Origin of the sequence: Pantoea sp. Cy-639, assembly GCF_011752525.1 — a bacterium.
GTDB lineage: Bacteria > Pseudomonadota > Gammaproteobacteria > Pseudomonadales > Pseudomonadaceae > Aquipseudomonas.
On sequence record NZ_VWXI01000015.1, the window covers coordinates 1 to 20814 of the forward strand.

Below are 20814 nucleotides of genomic sequence, written 5' to 3' on the forward strand. Positions count from 1 at the left end.
CACCAGGCTGGCAGCCTCACGCTTGAAGGCTGGGGTGAAAGTACGTCGTTGTCTGCTCATTGAACACCTCTGTGTGGCGATCATCTTCGCCTAAAAAGGTGTCCGGGGTTAGTAGACCACTACACAGACGCTCAGAAAATCAAAAGGTTAGCTTCATAGGCCTCATTTTTGAAAGGGTTTAGCGATTTTTTGGCGATGATAAATCACGTCACAATTGAGATAGATAATCATTTATAGGTGACAATGTGTTGTGAGGGTGACAACCAGAGTGTAAACTGAGCGTCAGACCAAACCACAGCTTCACAAGCTTCACGAGGAGAAAAATGAGCGTATTGCTAAAGAATGCACCGGTCTATTACGCCTTAGCCCAGGCGAAATTCAATCCCGTTGCGGCTATGGCAAAATTCTCAACCGATATTCAGGAGGTGATGCGTCGCGTCGGATATACTGTTTTCGAAGTCGAAGATACACAGAGTGTTGACTACGGAAATACGCATGACGGCGAGAGCGTTAAACCTGTTGTTTCGACCACAACAAACTGGTTTTTCACAACCTCGGATCGTAGCTGTGGTTATGTGCTCGGACAAGATTTTCTGACCTTTCAATCCACAAAATACCTCGATAGAGAGCAGTTCTTTCGGGCTTTGTGTGACGGGCTGAAGATCGTGCATGAGGTAGTACAGTTGGAGCGAATTTTTCGATTAGGGATTCGCTATTTGAACGCTGTAATACCTGATGAAGGTGAGAAAGTTGATCAATATCTCAACCCGAGCATTCAGGGCGTGAATTTTGGCCTTCCGATACTTGGAGGCCTCTGGGAAGCTGGCTACAGAACCGAAAGCGGCGGTCTACTAATCGCTAAAGTCTATCAGGCGCCGAATGCACCTTTGGGCTTCCCGCAGGATCTCGTCCCACGCTCTGTTCAGCTGATGCCGAGATTCAATAGAGAAGAATCGTTTGCGCATGCTGTCCTTGATATGGATCTCTTCGTCGAAGAAACCATGCCTCTTGACACCGCTACGATTTATGAAAGGCTACTGAGTTTTCATGGGGATTTGGCTAAGTGCTTCCACGCCATTGCAACGCCTCATGCATTTGCTCGATGGGAATAGGAGGAGGTTATGTACGGGATTACAGGCTTTACCACTTATAGAAGCAGTGGGACTGGAGGTGTTGCGCGAGCAGCACGTACCGCAGCAATTGTCATTGCTTTTTTCCTAGGAACTGGCAGTGTCCAAGCGGCTCCAGGTGTTGAGCGGCTTAACTCATATTTCAAGCCGAAGCAGGAGACAAAATTTACCGTCGCTGAGAAAGGACAACTGAAGGTAGTAAACCTAGATTTCCGAGGTCCAAACGAGCATTTGGACAATATCAAGTCAGTGCTCAATCTGCCTGTTTCCGAGATGGCCTCGCTGTTTGGCGTAACTAGACAGTCAATCTATAAATGGACTGGAAATCAGGCCACCCCTGATGATGAAAACCTTGCTAAAATCGCAGAGCTGAGCCAGCTGGCAGACCTGTTCAAGGAGGCCCAGGTTTCGCGGCCGTTGGACATGGTCAAGATGAAGGCGTTTCAAGGGAAGTCTGTACTCGACCTGTTCAAGGGTGGCGAGCCATTCATGCACTTGGCTACAGTTTTGGTCAAGGAGTCTAGGATCGCGGATGAATCGTACGCAAGATCTGGGCTATCTCAGTTGAAAACCGCAAAAACTGACGGTTGGAAATCTTCGATTTCGATTCCGTTTTCCAATGAAGCCTGAGTGAGATTTTCAGATTGATCGACCGCAATACAACATGGCGACAAGGAAGCCTGCTCAAGCGTGACGAGTTCGCCATGTTGGGTCTCGAGGGGGGTGATGACACGTGCGCTGTTGTCATCTCCCACGATTGCGACATCCCACAGGATAAAGAGTCCTATCTGGAGGTGATCGTCGGTCAAAAGGTCAAGAAAGATAAAAACTTTTGTAGCGCGAAGAACGTGCGGCGTCTTCATGCCCGTTTTTTTGCACAAAACGACGATGAGTTTTACGTCGATCTTTCCTTCCAGAATCGCCAAATCATCCCGCGCAGCGACTTCGCCAAGCTTTCAGGTCCATGCGACTCTGCTCGCATCACAGAAGCTGACAAGCGGACTTTGAAGCAGTGGCTAAGCGTGCGTTATGGCCGCCCGGCCTATCCGAATGCGTTTGAAAACAGGTTGCAACGTGAGTGCCGGAAGAGGGTCAGCGTTGAAAAGGGTATAGCTGAGGCCGTTTCAAAGCGCTCTGAGCACATCAAAGCTCTGTTCTTTAACCTCGCGGACGAGAGAGAGCTAGAGCTTGATGAGGGTACTCCTTATAACCTGAGCGTCTATGTGGTCTACGATCAGGAAAATGGTGCGGTCGAGGCGCGCAAAGAGGCTGAGGTTCTGGCGGAAGAAATTTTCACTCTCCTTCGTAAGGTATATGGTCCTCCAGAGGATGCATTAGATATATGTGTTGAGTCGTGCATAGCGCTTGCGGACACAAATCTATCTTTGGCTGACTTGATGAAGATCGATCAGTGGCGCCTCGAATGGGTAAGCCTATACGAAGATAGCCCAGATTTTCTTCCCTTGGGACGCCCATGATCCCAAGTGAGTTGAAACTCACGACTCGGCTGATGGAGATCAAGGCATGATGGTGCCACCGAGGCAGCCAGCTGAAGGTGCTCTGTCAGCTCGTGCTTTGATGTCAAAAATCTGGTCGGATTGCTAAGAAATCATAGCCTCGCCGTGTTCAGTCGTAGTACCTCTGCGAGCAGCAGATATGGGCAAGCAGCCGCTTGCGACCCATCAGTTTCGACCTTAGCCCTAGTTGAAGTTGGAAATCGGCTCACCAGAACATTCACCTGGTTTTGACAAAGAATCGAGCTAACAGGGTCGATCCATCGAGCCGTGCAACAGGAACTACGCTGCAGAATATTAACCGTAGCTGCCTCTCGAAAGAACTCACTCGCAAGAGACCGCTGTTATTCATGCCATTCTTCAACGTTGTGCGGCGTGATGTATTTTAAATCATCGCTCATCGCAATATCGTAAGCGCTTGCGAGATTAGCAATCTGCACCCCTATAGACTTTCTGAGCGTTGCCAGTGCATCACTAAATTGCCGCCACTCTAGGTTGCCTGAATCGCACCGCAATGTCCTAAGGTCGGATGACTCAACTGTCTTGAAGAACGACAAAATTGTCTTGGTCATCGATAGCAATATCCCATCCAGCGGTGTTCCATCTTGAAGTTCACCGCGAATGCTGGTGAATCGATAGCGAAGTTCGTCCAACGATTGCCGGACACGGTCAGGGAATTCAGCATCAAAGGTGACCCAAAGCGCCCGGCGATCTTCCATTGAAGCAATGATTTGCTTTGCAATTTGCGGTTCCATACGACCAGAACGCAACAATTCAAGGCTGCGCGAATATCCTTCTGTTCGAATCTCCGAGACCATCTCCTCATGGTCGGCCTTCCATTTTCTTAGCTGTACGTCGGAATATCCACACTCATCGCTGTCGATGATGACGCCACACTCCCTGCATAACCAGATAGCGTTTTCTATCGACTTACGCTCTTCAGCGGACTGCGATGGCTTGTAGCGAGGCCCCAGCTTGGATGCCGCATGAATGTGCGCAGCATGACCCGTAGTCAATGCTTTAGTTGAGACAGAAGACGGACCTACGGTGAGCTTTAGACAATTTGGATTGGAGCAAAAGTAAGCAGCCCGGAGGGCAAGAGTTTTTTTGGTGCCTGGGCTGAAGTCGTCTCTCTTGGTCATTATTAGGCTTCCTGCAAACATGTGTCGTCGTGATCAGAGAGGATACCCTTTGTTCATTGAAAATCCACCGCTTACACGGGCCTCACCTTGCGCTGATTTGGGGATAGACCACGCCTTGCAATGAAATTTCGGCCAGCCGCTGTGAGTCAAAGGTGGTCATTTAGAAGTATCTACAAGCTAACGAGCAACTAGTGGTCAGTAAGTACTTCCGCCGCCAACACCGAAGCTCTCATTTGAGAATCCGTTACAGACTGAAACAGAGACTCAGCAATCAGACGGAACCGTTCCACTTTGATGGTAGGTGCTCCGCTATTCTAAGCTTCGTGATAGCGGCGCATTGCCTCAACCGCCTCTGTGTAGGCAGGGTAATTGGGCGATAGGATCTCGGTCGATTTGGACATAAGGTCTCCGCCGTTAGTTTTATTGAGTCGGGCAGCCTCGCTATTTCCAGAAGCTGGAAAGCTCATGCCGCGTAGTAAAGGAGTCTGCCAACAAGCTAGGCCCCTCGACCCCTCTGGTGGCGTCTCAAGGGCTTAGCTCAAGCAGCTCGCGAGCTTAACCCTGTTCTAAGAAGGATCCTAAAAGCTTAGCCCGCTAGCGTCACCCCTTGGAAAAACTGATCGCTAGCTATGTCCACCTTGCCAAAGGTTAATCGTGGCTATGGGGCGAAAGCCCTCGGTTAAACATTGCAAGGGAGGCAGTTAACGGTCCCCCTGCTATCCGTGCTGGCCGTTCTATCCTACGGCTCCGCTGCATTCTCGGTTTGATCCAAATCATTACCGGTCTGGAGATTTGACACTCGTATCCGCGACGGCCAGCAACCCCTCCAATGCTTCTACAAGCTTGGCCACTGCAGGTTCATATGCAGGAGCAAGCTCCAAGAGCTCATCAATTTTCCGGCCTAGTGTCGTACGGGGAACCGAGTAGCGTACAGGGTCGGGGTCAACTTGCAAAAATGTGCATATTTTATGCAGATTTTTGCCGACACTGCCCATCTGTCCTCTTTCATATCGAGAGACCTGTGAATGATCAACGCCCACTGCGCGACCTACTTCCACCAATGAAAGGTCCTTGTCCATGCGTGCCTGGCGGAGTTGACTGCCAAGAGCTGTGGCGTCCAGCGGAGAGTTGAATTTTTTACGCATAATGTGCAATATGTTTGCACATTTTGGCACTAAAGGCGAGAACCGTGGCGGTTTACGTGGATTCGGAAGAAATCCTTTGGCGAGGAAAGCTCTGGTGCCACTTGGCAGCAGATACCCTGGACGAACTCCATACATTCGCGTCCAAACTAGGCTTGCGCAGAAGCTGGTTCCAGTCGCACGGTTATCCTCACTACGATGTAACCGTTTCGGTACGTCAGCGCGCTCTGCAGCTGGGGGCCATTGATGCCGATCGCGAGACCATCGTAGATCGCTGCAAAAAGCTCAAAACGGAGCTGCGTCAACAGGAGCAGCTTCAGCAGCCGCTAGCCTTCGCGTAAAAGTTCAGAACCATAATCAGGGAGGATTTATGGCACCAGCACCCCAGCCGCGGCCCGACGCGCTCACCGTAGGCAAGTACATGCTCAAAGCTCGGGAGAGCATGCGTTTCAGTGATGACGCCGACAGCCTACAGTACATTCGTTTTGGATACTTTGGTGAGATCGGCGGACTGCTTTCTGCGGTAAAGAAAGCTGGGCGTGACAGCCTGAAGGCCGCGGATAGCCAACAGGCAGCCGAAGAGCTCGGCGATGCGCTGTGGTATCTGACTATCGCCGCGCACCTTCTGAAAATCACCGCAGACGCCCTGGGAGCCCAGTGCATCCTGGTTTTGCGTCAGGACTTCGGTGAAAACGTTAAAGCCCCGGCGCCGCCAATCACTTTCCGTCAGATAGACGGTCTTATCGAATCACAGCGAGATGAGGATACAATCCCTCGCCCAACGCAGTTGGGTAAGCTCGCGCTGAGTGCCGGCGTGTTGGCCGAGATGTCACACGCCAGCCTGGACGCAATGGCCGCCCCGTCTCGAGAAGCCTATTTCGGGAAGCTTCTGTCTGAACTCGCCAAGACCTGTGCGAGCTTCAACCTGAGTCTCGAGGACATCGCGCAGGGAAATCTTGAGAAGACAGCGAGTCGATGGCCAAGCACCAAAACGCGTGACTTCCCGCTGTTCGATGATGGTTTCCCGGAACACGAGCAGTTCGAGCGGGAGTTCACGATCGAATTCATCGAACGCGGCGAGGGGCAGAACAGGCACGTGGTGCAGCGTTTGAACGGGGTCTACATCGGCGACCGGCTCACCGACAACAGCAACGAGTCAGATGACTATCGCTTCCATGACGTATTCCACCTGGCCTACGTTGCCCATCTTGGATGGTCGCCGGTGCTGCGATCGCTGCTCAAACGCAAACGGAAATCCAACCCCGCCAAGGACGAGAACGATGACGGCGCACGCGCAGCCATCATCGAGGAAGGCATTGCCACCTGGATTTTCGACCACGCCAAGAAGTACGGCTACTACGAAGGAACTGAGCCCGGGCGCCTCGACTACGGTCTACTCAAACAGATTGAGGGCATGGTCAAGGGCTACGAGGTTGAGCAATGCAAGCTGTGGCAGTGGGAGCTTGCCATTCTCGACGGATTCAAGATGTTCCGCGAACTGCGCGCACATCGTGGAGGCTCCGTCATGGTGAACATCACTGAAGGGTCACTGACCTTTCAAAAGCCCGTTAATGAGGCCGAAGCGAAATGACCCCTACCACCTTTGTGAAGGCCTTGGCTGAATTCAGCCTGGATAATGTATTCAATCCGTACGCAGACACTTGCTCTGTACACGATCGCGCCGGCGCGGCCGCATCGCGCCGCAAAAACCTGCGGAGCTACCTGCAGGCCGTCTCGGACCTCGGGGCTGATACCATTTGGATGGGACGTGATCTGGGCTATCGCGGTGGCCGCCGCACAGGCTTGGCCCTGACCGACGAATACCACTTATCCGAGATGACCCGTGTGTATCCAGGTTGCGAGTCGCAGCAGGCTACCCGCGGCCCTGCAATTGCCGAACGAACCGCCGCAGAGATCTGGGGCATTCTAAAAGCTGTGGATGTACCGCCGCTTCTGTGGAACGTATTCCCCTTCCATCCCCATGAGCCAGGCAATCCATTCACCAACCGCAAGTTCACCGCCAGAGAGCTCGCGTTGGTGGATGAGCTGAACAACGAGCTCTTCAGCTGGCTGAGGATCCGAAAGATCATTGCTATCGGTCAGGACGCCGGCCACTACGCGGCGCGCTTCGGCCTGCCAGTGGAAACCATTCGACATCCTAGCTACGGCGGCGTGCGCGATTTCCGCGCAGGAATGTCGAGGCTCTATAACCTCCACATCCAACCGCCCCAAGCCAGTCGGCAAGCGTCACTCCTGTAAGAAAACCGTTCAGGCCGGCAGCGACGCCAGGAGGTCCTTGGTGACCGCAACCTTCCCAAAGGTCTCTGTATCCAGGTATGCGTGCGTAGCAATGCAGGTAAGCGTTCCGCACTCATATTTGGACTCTCGGCCCACAAAGGAATGAAGCTGACTCAAGCCCACCAGGTTACCCAGAGCACGCTGGCAGTACCACTGGGATCGGTAGATTGCCGTTAAATCCAGCTTGCCGCCTGTAATCTTGAAACTCAGATGACTCAAGCACGGCACATTGAGAGCCTTGGCGTCTCGGGTCGGATCAAATATCGGCAGCTCGTGACCATGCCCTTCCAGCGGTGGAGCCAAATCAGCTTCAGGATCGCTGACACTCACTTCAAACGCGGCCTGATACTTGGTACCGGTATGAGTTTGTAGCAGACGCTCAATCAGATCATCTAGTGGGTTAATGGTCCCTGCGCTATTCGTGCGCGAACGACTCATCATGCGCTGAGCATAAGTCCCCCAGGAACTGCGCTTCTTTCCCTTGGCTAACAAAGCCAGATAATTCGTGTAGAGCTCGGGGCGCTCAAAACGCCTCGCCAAGCCGTTCGGGAAAATGGTGCTCGCGACCGTCTCGACGCTCAGATCCGACCGCTCATTGCGCAGCGCTACATCCACCGCTTGAATGATCGTCAGATCGTCCTTGGCGAGTTTCTGTGGAGTGCTGATTTCCAGAATCAGGTTCCGATCAATCCGCTTCTTGCAGCCGGCAAGATGGCGCGCCGCCATCAGCCAAGCCTGCCCTAAACGCTCACTAACGATCAGCTTTGCCATTCTCAACTCCAAAGGCACATTCGGCATGCGCGCTTACATAGGCGCCTGATACCCAGGCGTGTCCATCGACGCCCCACTGAGGGCCCCAGCTATTGCGCACGTAGAACCATGGCGCACTACTTCCTTCCTCGTGTCCCACCCCAATGGCCACCACAGCGTGCAGAAGCCCAGCCATAACCTGGTCGCTGAAAGGGATCACACCACCTTCTGGCTTGAAGAACTCGCGAGTCACTCGCACCCCCAACCCGATTGGCTGACCAGCGGTAATCAGGCAAGCGATATCGGTAGGGTCAGCTGAGACTCGCTGCAGGACCTGCCCGTAATGCTTTAGACCCGAGGGCAGAGGCGAGATCGGATGCGAAGGTTCCTCGATGCAGTATGGGAAAGCGACTTCCTCGGGTTGCCCGGCGCGTGAAGCCTCTTGCATCGCATCAAAAGTGACACCACCACCGGGCACCCATGCGGGGCTCAAAATGGCAGCGGCTCGATAGAGAAACTCTGGACTAAGGTCGGCTGGAGCTTCTGGCCGATTGAGATCGGACAATGCAAAGGCGAGACAGGTGGGGCGACGCCCCTGCGGCCTTGCTGGCGAGCTGTAGCCGTCCAGTAAAACTTTTCGGACTATCACGACTGACCGCCCTCGAGTAGCTGCTTACGCGATTGAGGGGTCAGCCCTAGATCCAGCGACTCAAACTGAGCACTGGTCTTGTAAGAGTCGCTTGGAGGACTTGATGCATCCCACGATGCGCGCTCGGAAAGCTGCACACTTACAGGCCTCTCGCTGGTCGCACGCCCACCTGTGAGCACATAGTCCATCGTGCCTGGTCCACCGAACGTCAAAACCCCATCGGCTGCAGGTGACGACGGCACCGTGAGGGGCTCAAGGTTGAAGCCCTCCGTCGCCAACGCATCCAACGAATCCGCTTCCCAGAGGAACCCAGACGATGCCCGGCTAGGCAGCCGTATAACGAGCTGATCATCCGAGCGTGGCTCAAGGATCGAGGTTCGATCATCGCTGTCCAGCAGCCAAACGTCCTTTCGAGCATCAGTCAAACGGTCACCGAGCAACGACCTTTTGATCATCGCCGGTGTAGTCCGCAGCATCTGATGAACTTGATCAGGGCTCATGACATTATGGCGACTGAGCGACCAAGCCGCAGCTTCGTAACTGATTCCCATTCGCAGGGCAAGCTGATACAGGATTTCTGGATGAAACAGCTGCGCCTTCGTCCACTGCTTGCGCTGCATTATTTTGACGATCAACTTGCGGGGAGCAAGCAGGTTGAAAGCAAACTGGTCGGCTTCTTGCTCGACCAGACCGCCCTTGGAGCCGTAGTAAATGTGCTCATCCGCGGCGCTGCCGTGGCCCATGAAAAAATGGCCCAGCTCGTGAGCACAGGTCATATGAACCAGTCCGGCCGGCCGGTCCATGTTCACGAGGATTCCAGGTGCTTCGTCACCCAGAAATGCCCCTAGCAGCTTCTGCATGGGGCGCAGCATGACCATCACCCCAGAATCAGCTGCGATTTGGAAAGGGTCGATCCGCGTATACCCGTCTTGCTCGATACGCTCCATCGCACCGGTGTCATCGATGACTTCGGCTGCACGCTGCACAGCTCGCAAAACTATATCGCGGTAACCCATTCACTATCCCTTGTGCTTGAGGAACTCGGCGAAGCGAGCTACCTCATCAATATCCTGCTGCGAAAGCCCATGCACGGCTCTCGCCAAAAATGCGAGCTGGGCCGGGCCGGAAGGCATCGGGTCCCGACCGGTCGCCAAGTATTCCATCGACTTACGATAGAGCTTGGCCAGCTTGCCCAACTCGACGGCTTCAACCTTTCGATTGCCAGACTCAATATTGGTCACCGCTGGTCGAGAGAGGCCGAGAGCCTGCGCAACCTCGTCTTGGGAAAGCCCAACATATTCACGCGCATCACGAAGCCGTTCAGCTAGACGCAGCCTGTCCTGGTCTTCCAGTGGCGAACTAGTCATGCCCCTGAGCCTTTAAATGCTGCAGGATCCCAGCCCCAACCAAACGGATGAACTGTTCCTTGCTCTCGTATCCGCCATTTCGAATCACGACCTCAACAGGGATCTTAACCTTCAGCATTTTTCCAATGTCTACCAGCGCGTCGACCGCCATAATTGATTCCATTGGCGCGCCCAATTGGTCAACAGACAGCGGATCCTCTACGATTTCGAGTGCCCGTTTGTCCCAAAACTTGCCGAGAGCGCTCTCGATTTCGTCCTTGTTATCCATACCTTCACCGTAAGAAAATCGTACATTGATCGTTCGAATTTAGTCCGGGACCTATAATCATGCAAGCCGTTTTTTGATCACAAACAACGCAGCAGGCCACAGAATCAATATCATACTGACATCATTAAGGTATAGGCCTCTCCTCAACATATGATCCAATAAGAGTACGGTGCTGCGCTCAATGTACTCGGCGTGCCCGATATGTTCTCTCCGTGACTGGTCGATGTCGGGCTATCAGCCGCTTAAAAAAACGGCCGGCAACCTGCGTTGCCAGCCACACCGCCAATCATCGGAGGCCACTCCTCATACATGACTTGGGGATCAGAACAGGGGCAGGGTGTAGCTTATGATCAGCCTGTTCTCATCGATGTCGCGCTGGTAGTTCGAGCGCAGCGCGGCGTTACGCCACAGCACGTTGACGTTTTTCAGGGGGCCTGACTGAATGGTGTATTCCAGATCGGTGTCCCGCTCCCATTCACGCCCCTCGCCAGCGAAGGTAACCGGATTGGCGTGATCAGCATGGTTGTGCCGTGTCGAGAAGGTCAGGCCGGGTACGCCCAGAACGGCAAAGTCATAGGCATAGCTAAGTTGCCAGGTCCGCTCACCCGTCTCCGACCTGGCGACCTCGGTCATCGTCGGCACGGTAACCGCGCTCACCTCGACCCTGGCGGTCTGGCCTTCTTTCGCACAGAACATTTTGCTCTCGCTACCTTTATCACCGCGTCCAGACGTCGAGTCAGCGTTGATTTAAGATGACCCATTCATGTGCTAGGGCACGATGTGCTTGCAGGAGAGGGAACCGAGGCTGATGTGGGGATATGTTGCGCTCTATGTGCTGTTCGCAGCGGGCGTTTATTGGTTGGATCGTAGTATCCATCGGCCGCTATTTGTCCGAACTAAGAACCGGCACTTTCGCTGGAAGATGAATTTCAGCGTCAAAGGCTGGGGCGTTGACGAGTATCTGGGCGCGCTGGTCACGACGTGTTTGGTTGTCTTGCTAGTCATGATGATGTTTCAGTGGCTGGGCAGCACGGTCAATAAATCGTTGGCGAAATGGCTGTTTGCGTTGCTTAGCCTGGGGTCAACAGTGCTGGCTGTGCGCTTGCTACGGCTGGTAGAGCGCTATGCACGGCACAAGGGTTGGTTGACGGTACTGGCCGCATTGCTGACAGTAGCGGCGGGGCTCGTAGCCAGCGCACAAGCTGACGCTTTTATCCTCGGGCAGACGCGTATCGAGCCAGGGCAGTTTCCCGGTGCACAGAAAACCCTGACATTCATCTATTTGGTTTACATCTGGTACTGGGCAACGAGCTTGCTGATGCCGATGGTGATGTTGATCGGTGCGTTGGTGTTCGGCATGACGGCGCCGACTTTCAGGCAGCAGATGAGGCGTAATCGCGCCACCGCTATTTGTTGGGATTTATTCGTACCCAGCTCAGCCTGGCGAAGGCGCCGGTGGCTGCATGGATCGTGCGTGATGGGGGTGATCTATACCGCCGTGATTCTTCTGTCGTTTTCAGAAGTGGTCAACAGCAAGTTACGGTGGGTTTCGCACGAGTCATTGGTGTATGCGTCCTTCCACCTCGGGCCTGAGGACTGTGCTATGACCGGGTTACCTGTTGGCACACGACTGGCGCTGTTGGCTAAGGGAGGGGTGGTGGTCGCTGAACCCGCAGAGGGAGTTTATCGCTACAGGGAGCAGACATGCTCATTGCAGTCGCTCGAGCAAGTAGAGGCGACGCGAGATCAACGAATCAGAGAGGCCAGGGCTAGCGATTTCTACTTTTGATAGGCATTGCTGATTTGTCGGCTCAAAACGCCAGTTTGTATCTGATCATCAGCCGCGTACCGGCCAAGCAAGGGTGCAAGACGTTGTAGGTAAACTCCTTACTCACGGCGGACCTCGCGCAGACAGTGGATCATCTGGCTGGAGTAATTTCGGTGTTCGTGATCAAACACACAGACATGGTCATGGCTAGAAAATCAGCCTGAAATGATGTGCTCCGACAGTATTGTCGCTGTATGGGACGGCTCGTGAGCTATGAACTCGTTTGCTGCAGCCACTTGTCCCTTGCTCGACCTTCCCGGCGTCATCCTCGTCAGCCCTCAAAGCCCCGCCGTTTCTGGTTGAGACAGTTTTTCATCTTTGGGGCATGTCTCTGAAGCAGCATTTGGGGCGATTGCGACAGTTTTGCGCTTTCTCAAAAACGAGCTGGAAGCCTCTGAACACGGGAGCCCTCTGAGACAGATTTTTAATCTTCAAGATCACTGCATGCACAGCCCCTGGTCATCCAGGGGCTTTTTGTTTTCAGGATTCAGCCTGCCGTGGGAACGCTGGCCGATGATAGGAACACGTTGTTTACCTCGAACAGCATCCCGAGAAGCTGACCTGCCACGTTTTGTGAACGCCATTGCACGTTCATCGTTATAGGAAATTTCTGTAGTCAGGATCCGGCATGGATCAATGTTTTCCCCCGGTGTTTGCCCTAACGTCCCCCGACCCATCAGTCATCAAGGACGACACGCAATGCAGACGCTGCAACGAAAGCACGATATCCAGCCTTTGGAAGACGCTGAAATGACCCTCCTGGTCAATGGCTTGCCGGCAGTGGCCAGCGCAGGTGAAACCGTCCTCAGCGTGCTCAACGCGGTTGGCCTGCGCCAGGTGGCACGCAATGACCATGGGCAACTCAGCGGTGCCTACTGTGGCATGGGCGTCTGTCATTGCTGCCTGGTCCAGATCGATGGCCGGCCCAAGCGGCGGGCCTGCCAGACCGTGGTGCGGCCTGGCATGCGCATCGAGACCGAGGTGAACCGCGTTCAAGAGGAGGCCCGCTCATGAGCCTTCGTCCAGTAATCGTTGGTGGCGGCTCGGCCGGCATGGGCGCGGCCATCGAGCTGGCCGAGCATGGCGTCGATTGCCTGCTGTTCGACGAGGCCTCTCGTGCGGGGGGCGTGGTCTATCGCGGACCGTTGCGCGCCGGTGTCGACCTGGGCTATCTCGGGCCACGCTATATCAAGGCGTTGAACAAGCTGCACGAGGATTTCGCGGCCAGTGCCGGGCATGTCGACCTGCGCCTGAACCACCGTGTGGTCGGTGGTGACGATCAGCGCCTGATGGTGCTCGACGACGACGAAAAACTGCATGAGATCGACTACTCGCACCTGTTGCTGGCCGCTGGCTGTCACGAGCGCAACGTGCCATTCCCAGGTTGGACACTGCCCGGGGTGATCTTGCTTGGTGGCCTGCAACTGCAGATCAAGAGCGGCGTGGTCAAGCCGCTGGGCAGCACGTTGATCGCCGGCACCGGGCCGTTGCTGCCATTGGTGGCCTGTCAGCTGCACGCCGCTGGCGCCAAGGTGGCAGGTGTCTACGAGGCGTGTGCGTTCAACCGTATCGCCAAGGAAAGCCTGGCCTTGATGAACAAGCCGCAGCTGTTCCTCGATGGCCTGAGCATGCTCGCCTACATGAAGCTCAACGGCATCCCCATGCACTACGGCTGGGGGGTGGTGGCGGCCAGCGGCGACGGCGAGCTGAGCGAGGTCAGCGTCGCGCCCTATACCCAGGACTGGAAGCCGGACATGACCCGCATCCAGCGTGAATCGGTACAGACCCTGGCAGTGGGCTATGGCTTCATCCCGCGCACCCAACTCAGCCAGCAACTGGGGCTGGCCCATGGTTTCAGCGAAGATGGCTACCTGCGCGCCGAATGCAACGTATGGCAGCAAAGCAGTCGTCCGAATGTCCACCTGGCCGGCGACATGGCTGGTATTCGCGGTGGCGAGGCGGCGATGCTGACCGGGCGCATCGCGGCGGTGTCGATGCTCCAGCAGATGGGCAAGCTCGATGCCGAGCGGGCCATCGAGCGCCGTGAGCGCTACCTGGGCAAGCTGGCGGCCATCAAGCGCTTCCGCTCTGGTGTCGAGCGTTACACCGCCCGTGGCGCCGCGCAGGTCGACCTGCCGCAGGCCGACACGGTGATCTGCCGTTGCGAGCATGTCACCCGCGAGCAGATCGACCTGGCCCTGGAGCAGGGCGTCGAGGACATGGCCAGCCTGAAGATGCGTACCCGGGTGAGCATGGGCGACTGCCAGGGCCGCATGTGCGTCGGTTACTGCAGCGACCGTCTGCGCAGTGCCACCGGGCGCAAGGATGTGGGCTGGCTGCGGCCGCGCTTCCCGGTCGACCCGATTCCGTTTTCCGCGTTCGAGCAACTGGCCACGGAGGCCTGACCATGAAAAAACACTACGACATCATCATCGCCGGTGGCGGGGTGATCGGCGCTTCCTGCGCCTACCAGCTGTCCAAGCGCAAGAACCTGAAGATCGCCCTGATCGACTGCAAGCGTCCAGGCAATGCCACCCGCGCCTCGGCCGGTGGCTTGTGGGCGATCGGCGAGTCGGTGGGGCTCGGATGCGGGGTGATCTTCTTCCGCATGATGTCCTCGCGCAGCAAGCGTGAAGCCAATGGTGCGGCGGTGGTGGTCGATTCGAGCACGCCGCATATCCTGCCGGAGTGCTTCTTCGACTTCGCCCTGCAGTCCAACGCACTTTATCCACAGCTGCACCAGGAGTTGATCGAGCGTCATGGCATGGACTTCAAGTTCGAACGTACGGGCCTGAAGTACATCATCCAGGACGAAGAGGACCAGCTGTACGCCGAACACATCGTCAAGCAGATCCCGCACCTGGCCGACCAGGTGCGCTGGCTCGATCGCGACGCGCTGCGCGCCTCGGAGCCGGCGGTCACGCTGAAGGCCAATGGTGCGCTGGAGTTTCTCTGCGATCACCAGGTCAGCCCGTTCCGCCTGGGTGACTCGTTCATGGAGGCGGCGCGGCAGAACGGTGTCGACCTGTACCCCAACGTCAACATCACCGGGGTGCTGCACGAAGGGTCACGGATAAAGGGTGTACGCACGGCCGAGGCCGGCGAGTTCCATTGCCAGACGCTGATCAATGCGGCAGGCGCCTGGGCCGCCGAGCTGAGCGAGTGGGCGACGGGAGAGACGATTCCGGTCAAGCCAGTGAAGGGCCAGATCGTGCTCACCGAACGTCTGCCCAAGCTGCTGGATGGCTGCATCACCACCAGCGATTGCTACATGGCGCAGAAGGACAACGGCGAAATCCTGATTGGCAGTACCACGGAAGAGAAAGGCTTCGATGTCAGCAATACCTTCCCGGAGATCAATGGCCTGGTGCAGGGGGCGATACGTTGCGTGCCGCAGTTGGCGCAGGTGAACCTCAAGCGCACCTGGGCCGGGTTGCGCCCGGGTTCACCGGACGAGCTACCCATTCTCGGGCCTGTGGATAATGTCGAGGGCTATTTCAATGCCTGTGGACACTTCCGTACCGGGATCCTCACCTCGGCGATAACCGGAGTATTGCTGGACAAGGTTGTCCACAATGAAACGTTGCCGCTGGATATCACGCCATTCCTGGCATCGCGGTTCCGCGAGGGTGTGGATAAAAAACAAGCCCATGGCTGAAAGGGGCGCCGGCGAGGCTGACCCATGCACATTCTTGCAAGGGGGCAGTCTTGCCGGCGAAGCAAACGCCGTCGTGGATGACACCGGCTGTGCCGGTGTTTGGCGACGGCGTTTTTTGTGGCGTTTGGGTCAGATCTGCATCGCCTTGCCATCCACGTTCATCGCCGCCTGGCGCAGGGCCTCGGAACGGGTCGGATGCGGGTGGCAGGTGAGGGCGATGTCCTCGGCCGAGGCGCAGAACTCCATGGCCACGCAGAACTCGCCGATCATCTCGCTGACGCTCGGGCCGACCAGGTGCACACCCAGCACTTCGTCGGTGTTGGCATCGGCGATGACCTTGGCGAAGCCTTCGGTCTCATGGTTGATCTTGGCCCGGCTGTTGGCGGTGAACGGGAACTTGCCGACCTTGTAGGCACGGCCTTCGGCCTTGAGCTGCTCTTCGGTCTTGCCGACGCTGGCCAGTTCCGGGCGGGTATAGATGACGCCCGGAATCAGGTTGTAGTTGACCTCGTGGGGTTTGCCGGCAATGCGCTCGATGCACGATACCGCCTCGTCCTCGGCCTTGTGCGCGAGCATCGGGCCGGAGGTGACGTCGCCGATCACCCAGATGCCCGGGACCGTGCTGCGGTGGTGGTCGTTGGCGAGCATGCCTCGCTTGTCGGTCGCCAGGCCGACGCTTTCCAGGTTGAGCCCTTGGGTGTAGGGGCGGCGGCCGATGGCCACCAGCACGTAGTCGGCTTGCAGGGTTTCGGCAGCGCCACCGGCAGCCGGCTCCAGGGTCAGGCTGACGCTGTCGGCGCCGGTCGTGGCCTGGGTGACCTTGCTGCCCAGCTTGAAGGTCATGCCTTGCTTGGCCAGGGCTTTCTGCAGGGTCTTGGCGGTTTCTTCATCGGTGCCGGGGCAGATGCGGTCGAGGAACTCGATCACCGTGACTTCGGCACCCAGGCGACGCCACACCGATCCCAGTTCCAGGCCAATGACGCCGGCGCCAATCACCACCAGGTGCTTGGGCACCTGCGGCAGCGACAAGGCGCCGGTGGAGTCGATGATGCGTTGGTTGTCGATGGTCACGCCGGGCAGGGGAGTGGGCTCGGAGCCAGTGGCGATGACGATGTCCTTGGCCTGCAGGGTGGTCTCGCTGCCGTCCTCGGCCTTGACGATCACCTTGCCAACGCCGTCGAGGCGGCCCCAACCCTTGACCCAGTCGACCTTGTTCTTGCGGAACAGGTACTCGATGCCCTTGGTCAGGCCGGTCACGCTCTCATCCTTCTGTTTCATCATCTGTCCGAGGTTGAGGCTCGGCTTGACCTCGATGCCCAGGTGCGCGAACTCTTCGCCGCTGGCTGCCTCGTACAGTTCAGAGGCATGCAACAAAGCCTTGGAGGGCATGCAACCGACGTTCAGGCAGGTGCCGCCGAGCGTGCCGCGACCTTCTACGCAGGCCACGCTCAGGCCCAGCTGGCCGGCTCGGATCGCTGCGTTGTAGCCGCCGGGGCCGCCGCCGATGATCACCACGTCATAGGATTTCATGGGTGTGTTACTCCAAGGTGTGAGGAAGCGAAGAGGGGCACAAGGTTAGTGCGGGCGAGCGTGATTGTATACAATCTGTTGCGCAGGCCGCACCAGAGAGTGCCGACTATGGTCGCGATTCCCGGAAACTTCCTACGAATGAACTACCCTGATCCGGTGGCGTCCGAAAACTGAGGCGTGGCGTCCGGTACCTATGAAAAGGGAGGGTCATGAATGCTTGCGCAACTTCCACCCGCGTTGCAGAGCCTGCACTTACCTTTGCGCGTCAAGCTGTGGGACGGCAACCAGTTCGATCTCGGGCCTAGTCCGCAGGTCACCATCCTGGTCAAGGAGCCCCAGCTGATCACCCAGCTGACCCATCCTAATCTGGATGAACTGGGTTCAGCCTTCGTCGAGGGCAAGCTCGAGCTGGAAGGCGATATCGGCGAGGTCATTCGGGTCTGCGACGAGTTGAGCGAAGCCTTGCTCAGCGACGAAGACGAAGACCTGCCATCGCGCACCGCCCATGACAAGGCCACCGACGCCGAAGCCATCTCCTATCATTACGACCTGTCCAACGAGTTCTACCAGCTGTGGCTCGACCCGGACATGGCCTACTCCTGCGCCTATTTCAAGGAGCCGGACAACACCCTGGCCCAGGCCCAGCAGGACAAGTTCGACCACCTGTGCCGCAAGCTGCGCCTGCAGGCCGGTGACTATTTGCTCGATGTCGGTTGTGGCTGGGGCGGGCTGGCGCGATTTGCCGCTCGCGAGTACGGCGCCAAGGTCTTCGGTATCACCCTGAGCAAGGAGCAGCTCAAGCTCGGTCGCCAGCGAGTCAAGGAGGAAGGCCTTGCCGACAAGATCGACCTGCAGATCCTCGACTACCGCGACCTGCCCCAGGACGGTCGCTTCGACAAGGTGGTCAGCGTCGGCATGTTCGAACACGTCGGCCACGCCAACCTTGAGCTGTACTGCCAGAAGCTGTTCGGCGCGGTACGCGAAGGCGGCCTGGTGATGAACCATGGCATCACCGCCAAGCATGTCGATGGCCGCCCGGTCGGCCGCGGCGCTGGCGACTTCATCGACCGTTATGTCTTCCCCCATGGCGAGCTGCCGCATATCTCGATGATCACCGCGCGGATCTGCGAGGCTGGCCTGGAAGTGGTCGATGTCGAGAGCCTGCGCCTGCACTACGCCAAGACCCTCAACCACTGGAGCGAGAACCTGGAGAACCAGTTGCATCGCGCCGCCAGCCTGGTGCCGGAGAAGACCCTGCGGATCTGGCGCCTGTACCTGGCCGGCTGCGCGTACGCCTTCTCCAAGGGCTGGATCAACTTGCACCAGATCCTTGCCGTGAAACCTCATGCCGATGGGCATCACGACTTGCCCTGGACCCGTGAGGATCTCTATCGCTGACCCCGAGCCAGGCCCCTGCGACCGCTTTGCAGGGGCCACGGTTCACAGAATTGGTGAAATCAGCCTGGCGATACGCATCCCCAACTGTTGCAGACGGTGGGTGTCGCGGCTGTCCTCTGCGGTGATCTCCCTGGCCTGCTCGAAGTCGTTGACCAGCATCTGCTCGACCTGGTCGGCGAAGGCGCGGTCGACGGTCAGCAGGGTGATCTCGAAGTTGAGGCGGAAGGAACGGTTGTCCAGGTTGGCGCTACCAATGGCACTGACCTCATCGTCCACCAGCACCACCTTCTGGTGCAGGAACCCCGGCTGGTAACGGAACATGCGAACCCCCGCGCGCACCGCCTCGAAGGCGAACAGGCTGGAGGCGGCATAGACGATGCGATGATCGGGGCGGGCGGGGATCAGGATGCGCACATCGACACCGCGCAGCACCGCCAGGCGCAAGGCGGCGAAGATCGCTTCGTCGGGGATGAAGTACGGACTGGTGATCCAGACCCGACGGGTCGCCGAATGGATAGCCTCGAGAAAGAACAGTGCGCAGGTTTCCTGCGGATCCGCCGGGCCACTGGCAAGGGCCTGGCAGAGAACGCCATCGTCCGGATAGGTATCCGGCAGGATCAGCGGCGGCAGCTGGCGAGTGGCCCAGTACCAGTCCTCGGCAAACGACTCTTGCAGGCAGGCCAGTACGGGGCCGGCAACCTGCACATGGGTGTCGCGCCAGGGCGACAGCTGTGGGTTGCCACCCAGGTACTCATCGCCCACGTTGTGCCCGCCGAGAAAACCCAGCAGGCCATCGACCACCACGATCTTGCGGTGGTTGCGGAAGTTGACCTGGAAGCGGTTGAACAGGCCACGGCGGGTGGCAAAGGCTTCGATCTGCACGCCGCCCGCGCGCAGCACTTGGCTGTAGCTGGCGGGCAGTGCATGGCTGCCGACCCGGTCATAGAGCACGAACACCTTCACGCCTTCGGCTGCTTTGCGCAGCAGCAGTTGTTGCAGCTGCCTGCCCAGGGTGTCGTCGTGAATGATGAAAAACTGCACTAGCACGGCCTGCCGGGCACTCTCGATGGCGGCGAAGATGGCCTCGAAGGTGGCCTTGCCATCGATCAGCAGCTTCACTTCGTTGTTGGCCAGGCAGGGCATGCGCCCAAGCTTGGGCATTGCCCGCAGGGCGGTATAGCTTTCCGACTCTCGGGCGGTGAGCGCCTCCTCGACCCAAGGCCGCCAGTTGAGATTGGCCATGGCCACATGCATTTCCTGGTTGGCCTGGCGACGCGCCTGGATATAGGCATAGAACGAGCGAGCGCCGAAGATCAGGTAGGGGATCAGGGTGAAATAGGGAATGAACAGCAGCGACATGGCCCAGGCGATCGCACCCTGGGCGGTGCGTACGGTGAACACCGCATGCAGCGCGGCGGTGATGCCGAGCAGGTGAATCAGGCCGAGCACGTAACCGAAGAAGTAGGGGCTGTGGTAATCCATACGCATCCTGCTTGCCGAGAGTACTGCTGCTAACAGACCACGTTCGTGGGGGTGCCTGCAACCCGGAAGGGAAATTGACGTCTAACGGCACAGTCCGGCCAGAGCCGGTAAATCGAGGAGCCTTGATCCATGAAGATTCGCCTGCCATTGCTTGCCTTGGTCCTGGGGCTGGGCAGCCCGTTGGTACACGCGCAGATGTTACAACCCGGTTTGTGGGAACTGACCACCAGCAACATGCAGGTCGATGGCAAGCCACTGCCAGACTTAGGGTTCATGCTCGGCCAATTGAAGAACCTGCCGCCTGAGCAACGGGCAATGATGGAGGGTGCATTGGCCAAGCAGGGCATCAGTGTAGGCGGCAATGGCGTACGTTCATGCCTGACTCCGGAACAGGTTCGGACCAATGACATTCCGTTGCAGGACCCACAATCGGGCTGCACCCAGAAGATCACCGAGCGCAATGGCAATGTCTGGAAGTTCCAGTTCAGTTGCCCCCGGGCACAGGGTAATGGCGAGGCCACCTTCCTCAGCGACCGCGAATTCCTGACCAAGGTAGATGGCACTTTCAATGCTTCCGGGGTTCAGCAGCAGGGCAGCATGAACACCCGTGCCGTGTGGCTGGGCAATGATTGTGGCACGGTCAAACCCCGCAGTTGAG

General features: G+C 57.3%; 22 protein-coding genes. 12 read left to right on the top strand and 10 right to left on the bottom strand.

Going from position 1 to position 20814, the window contains the following annotated elements; translation table 11 throughout:
* The first annotated feature begins 323 nt into the window (after positions 1-323).
* Genes F3J43_RS17805 through F3J43_RS17815 form a run of 3 tightly spaced genes read left to right on the top strand, consistent with a single transcriptional unit; the run spans position 324 to position 2608 of the window.
* Complete coding sequence (locus F3J43_RS17805; RefSeq protein ID WP_166889529.1) at positions 324-1112, top strand: TIGR04255 family protein; 789 nt, start codon at positions 324-326, stop codon at positions 1110-1112.
* Between the two features lie 9 nt (positions 1113-1121).
* The gene (locus F3J43_RS17810; protein ID WP_166889531.1) at positions 1122-1760 is read left to right on the top strand and encodes a helix-turn-helix domain-containing protein; all 639 of its coding nucleotides are present in this window, start codon (positions 1122-1124) and stop codon (positions 1758-1760) included.
* A 14-nt stretch (positions 1761-1774) separates the two neighbouring features.
* On the top strand, positions 1775-2608 hold the full coding sequence (locus F3J43_RS17815; RefSeq protein WP_166889533.1) for a hypothetical protein: 834 nt from the start codon (positions 1775-1777) through the stop codon (positions 2606-2608).
* A 380-nt stretch (positions 2609-2988) separates the two neighbouring features.
* Here the strand turns inward: F3J43_RS17815 and F3J43_RS24140 are convergent, their stop codons facing one another.
* Complete coding sequence (locus F3J43_RS24140; protein WP_166889536.1) at positions 2989-3786, bottom strand: DUF6650 family protein; 798 nt, start codon at positions 3784-3786, stop codon at positions 2989-2991.
* A gap of 776 nt (positions 3787-4562) precedes the next feature.
* A complete protein-coding gene (locus F3J43_RS24345; protein WP_353618245.1) occupies positions 4563-5066 on the bottom strand; it encodes a helix-turn-helix domain-containing protein in 504 nt (167 codons plus the stop codon).
* Here F3J43_RS24345 and F3J43_RS17830 point away from each other — a divergent pair.
* From F3J43_RS17830 to F3J43_RS17840, 3 genes are read left to right on the top strand one after another with little or no spacing between them, the layout of a single operon-like run.
* A complete protein-coding gene (locus F3J43_RS17830) occupies positions 4976-5269 on the top strand; it encodes a DUF4031 domain-containing protein (RefSeq protein ID WP_166889542.1) in 294 nt (97 codons plus the stop codon). The genes F3J43_RS24345 and F3J43_RS17830 overlap by 91 nt on opposite strands.
* 29 nt (positions 5270-5298) lie before the next feature.
* Complete coding sequence (locus F3J43_RS17835; RefSeq protein WP_166889545.1) at positions 5299-6519, top strand: nucleoside triphosphate pyrophosphohydrolase family protein; 1221 nt, start codon at positions 5299-5301, stop codon at positions 6517-6519.
* A complete protein-coding gene (locus tag F3J43_RS17840) occupies positions 6516-7187 on the top strand; it encodes a uracil-DNA glycosylase (protein ID WP_166889548.1) in 672 nt (223 codons plus the stop codon). Before F3J43_RS17835 ends, F3J43_RS17840 begins: the two co-directional genes overlap by 4 nt.
* Positions 7188-7196: 9 nt before the next feature.
* Here the strand turns inward: F3J43_RS17840 and F3J43_RS17845 are convergent, their stop codons facing one another.
* The 6 genes from F3J43_RS17845 to F3J43_RS17870 form a co-directional block, all read right to left on the bottom strand.
* Positions 7197-7997, bottom strand: coding sequence for a thymidylate synthase family protein (locus F3J43_RS17845; protein ID WP_166889551.1), 801 nt, complete (start codon positions 7995-7997; stop codon positions 7197-7199).
* Positions 7978-8625: a C1 family peptidase gene (locus F3J43_RS24350; RefSeq protein WP_353618246.1), complete on the bottom strand. Its 648-nt coding sequence runs from the start codon at positions 8623-8625 to the stop codon at positions 7978-7980. The genes F3J43_RS17845 and F3J43_RS24350 overlap by 20 nt, the downstream gene beginning before the upstream one ends.
* Positions 8622-9641 (bottom strand): ImmA/IrrE family metallo-endopeptidase, encoded by a 1020-nt coding sequence (locus F3J43_RS17855; RefSeq protein WP_166889557.1) that lies wholly within the window; start codon positions 9639-9641, stop codon positions 8622-8624. The genes F3J43_RS24350 and F3J43_RS17855 overlap by 4 nt, the downstream gene beginning before the upstream one ends.
* 3 nt (positions 9642-9644) lie before the next feature.
* A complete protein-coding gene (locus F3J43_RS17860; RefSeq protein WP_166889561.1) occupies positions 9645-9992 on the bottom strand; it encodes a helix-turn-helix domain-containing protein in 348 nt (115 codons plus the stop codon).
* Positions 9985-10260, bottom strand: coding sequence for a hypothetical protein (locus F3J43_RS17865; protein ID WP_166889564.1), 276 nt, complete (start codon positions 10258-10260; stop codon positions 9985-9987). Before F3J43_RS17865 ends, F3J43_RS17860 begins: the two co-directional genes overlap by 8 nt.
* A gap of 321 nt (positions 10261-10581) precedes the next feature.
* A complete protein-coding gene (locus tag F3J43_RS17870) occupies positions 10582-10956 on the bottom strand; it encodes an OprD family outer membrane porin (RefSeq protein WP_205297946.1) in 375 nt (124 codons plus the stop codon).
* Positions 10957-11068: 112 nt separating this feature from the next.
* On the opposite strand from F3J43_RS17870, the gene F3J43_RS17875 reads away from it, so the two are divergent.
* The 4 genes from F3J43_RS17875 to hcnC all read left to right on the top strand — a co-directional run bounded on the left by F3J43_RS17875 (position 11069) and on the right by hcnC (position 15746).
* Complete coding sequence (locus F3J43_RS17875; protein ID WP_166889567.1) at positions 11069-12049, top strand: hypothetical protein; 981 nt, start codon at positions 11069-11071, stop codon at positions 12047-12049.
* Positions 12050-12787: 738 nt separating this feature from the next.
* On the top strand, positions 12788-13102 hold the full coding sequence (gene hcnA, locus F3J43_RS17880) for a cyanide-forming glycine dehydrogenase subunit HcnA (protein ID WP_166889570.1): 315 nt from the start codon (positions 12788-12790) through the stop codon (positions 13100-13102).
* Entirely contained in the window at positions 13099-14493 is a 1395-nt protein-coding gene (gene hcnB / locus F3J43_RS17885; protein WP_166889574.1) for a cyanide-forming glycine dehydrogenase subunit HcnB, read from the top strand. Before hcnA ends, hcnB begins: the two co-directional genes overlap by 4 nt.
* 2 nt (positions 14494-14495) lie before the next feature.
* Complete coding sequence (hcnC, locus tag F3J43_RS17890) at positions 14496-15746, top strand: cyanide-forming glycine dehydrogenase subunit HcnC (protein WP_166889577.1); 1251 nt, start codon at positions 14496-14498, stop codon at positions 15744-15746.
* A gap of 129 nt (positions 15747-15875) precedes the next feature.
* On the opposite strand, the gene lpdA is transcribed toward hcnC, so the two are convergent.
* On the bottom strand, positions 15876-17276 hold the full coding sequence (gene lpdA, locus F3J43_RS17895) for a dihydrolipoyl dehydrogenase (protein ID WP_166889580.1): 1401 nt from the start codon (positions 17274-17276) through the stop codon (positions 15876-15878).
* Between the two features lie 213 nt (positions 17277-17489).
* Between lpdA and cfaB the strand changes: the two genes are divergently transcribed.
* A complete protein-coding gene (gene cfaB / locus F3J43_RS17900) occupies positions 17490-18674 on the top strand; it encodes a C17 cyclopropane fatty acid synthase CfaB (RefSeq protein WP_166889583.1) in 1185 nt (394 codons plus the stop codon).
* Positions 18675-18716: 42 nt separating this feature from the next.
* Here the strand turns inward: cfaB and cls are convergent, their stop codons facing one another.
* Positions 18717-20156 (bottom strand): cardiolipin synthase, encoded by a 1440-nt coding sequence (gene cls / locus F3J43_RS17905; RefSeq protein ID WP_166889586.1) that lies wholly within the window; start codon positions 20154-20156, stop codon positions 18717-18719.
* A 129-nt stretch (positions 20157-20285) separates the two neighbouring features.
* On the opposite strand from cls, the gene F3J43_RS17910 reads away from it, so the two are divergent.
* Positions 20286-20813 (top strand): DUF3617 domain-containing protein, encoded by a 528-nt coding sequence (locus F3J43_RS17910; protein WP_166889590.1) that lies wholly within the window; start codon positions 20286-20288, stop codon positions 20811-20813.
* The last annotated feature ends 1 nt before the right edge of the window (position 20814 follow it).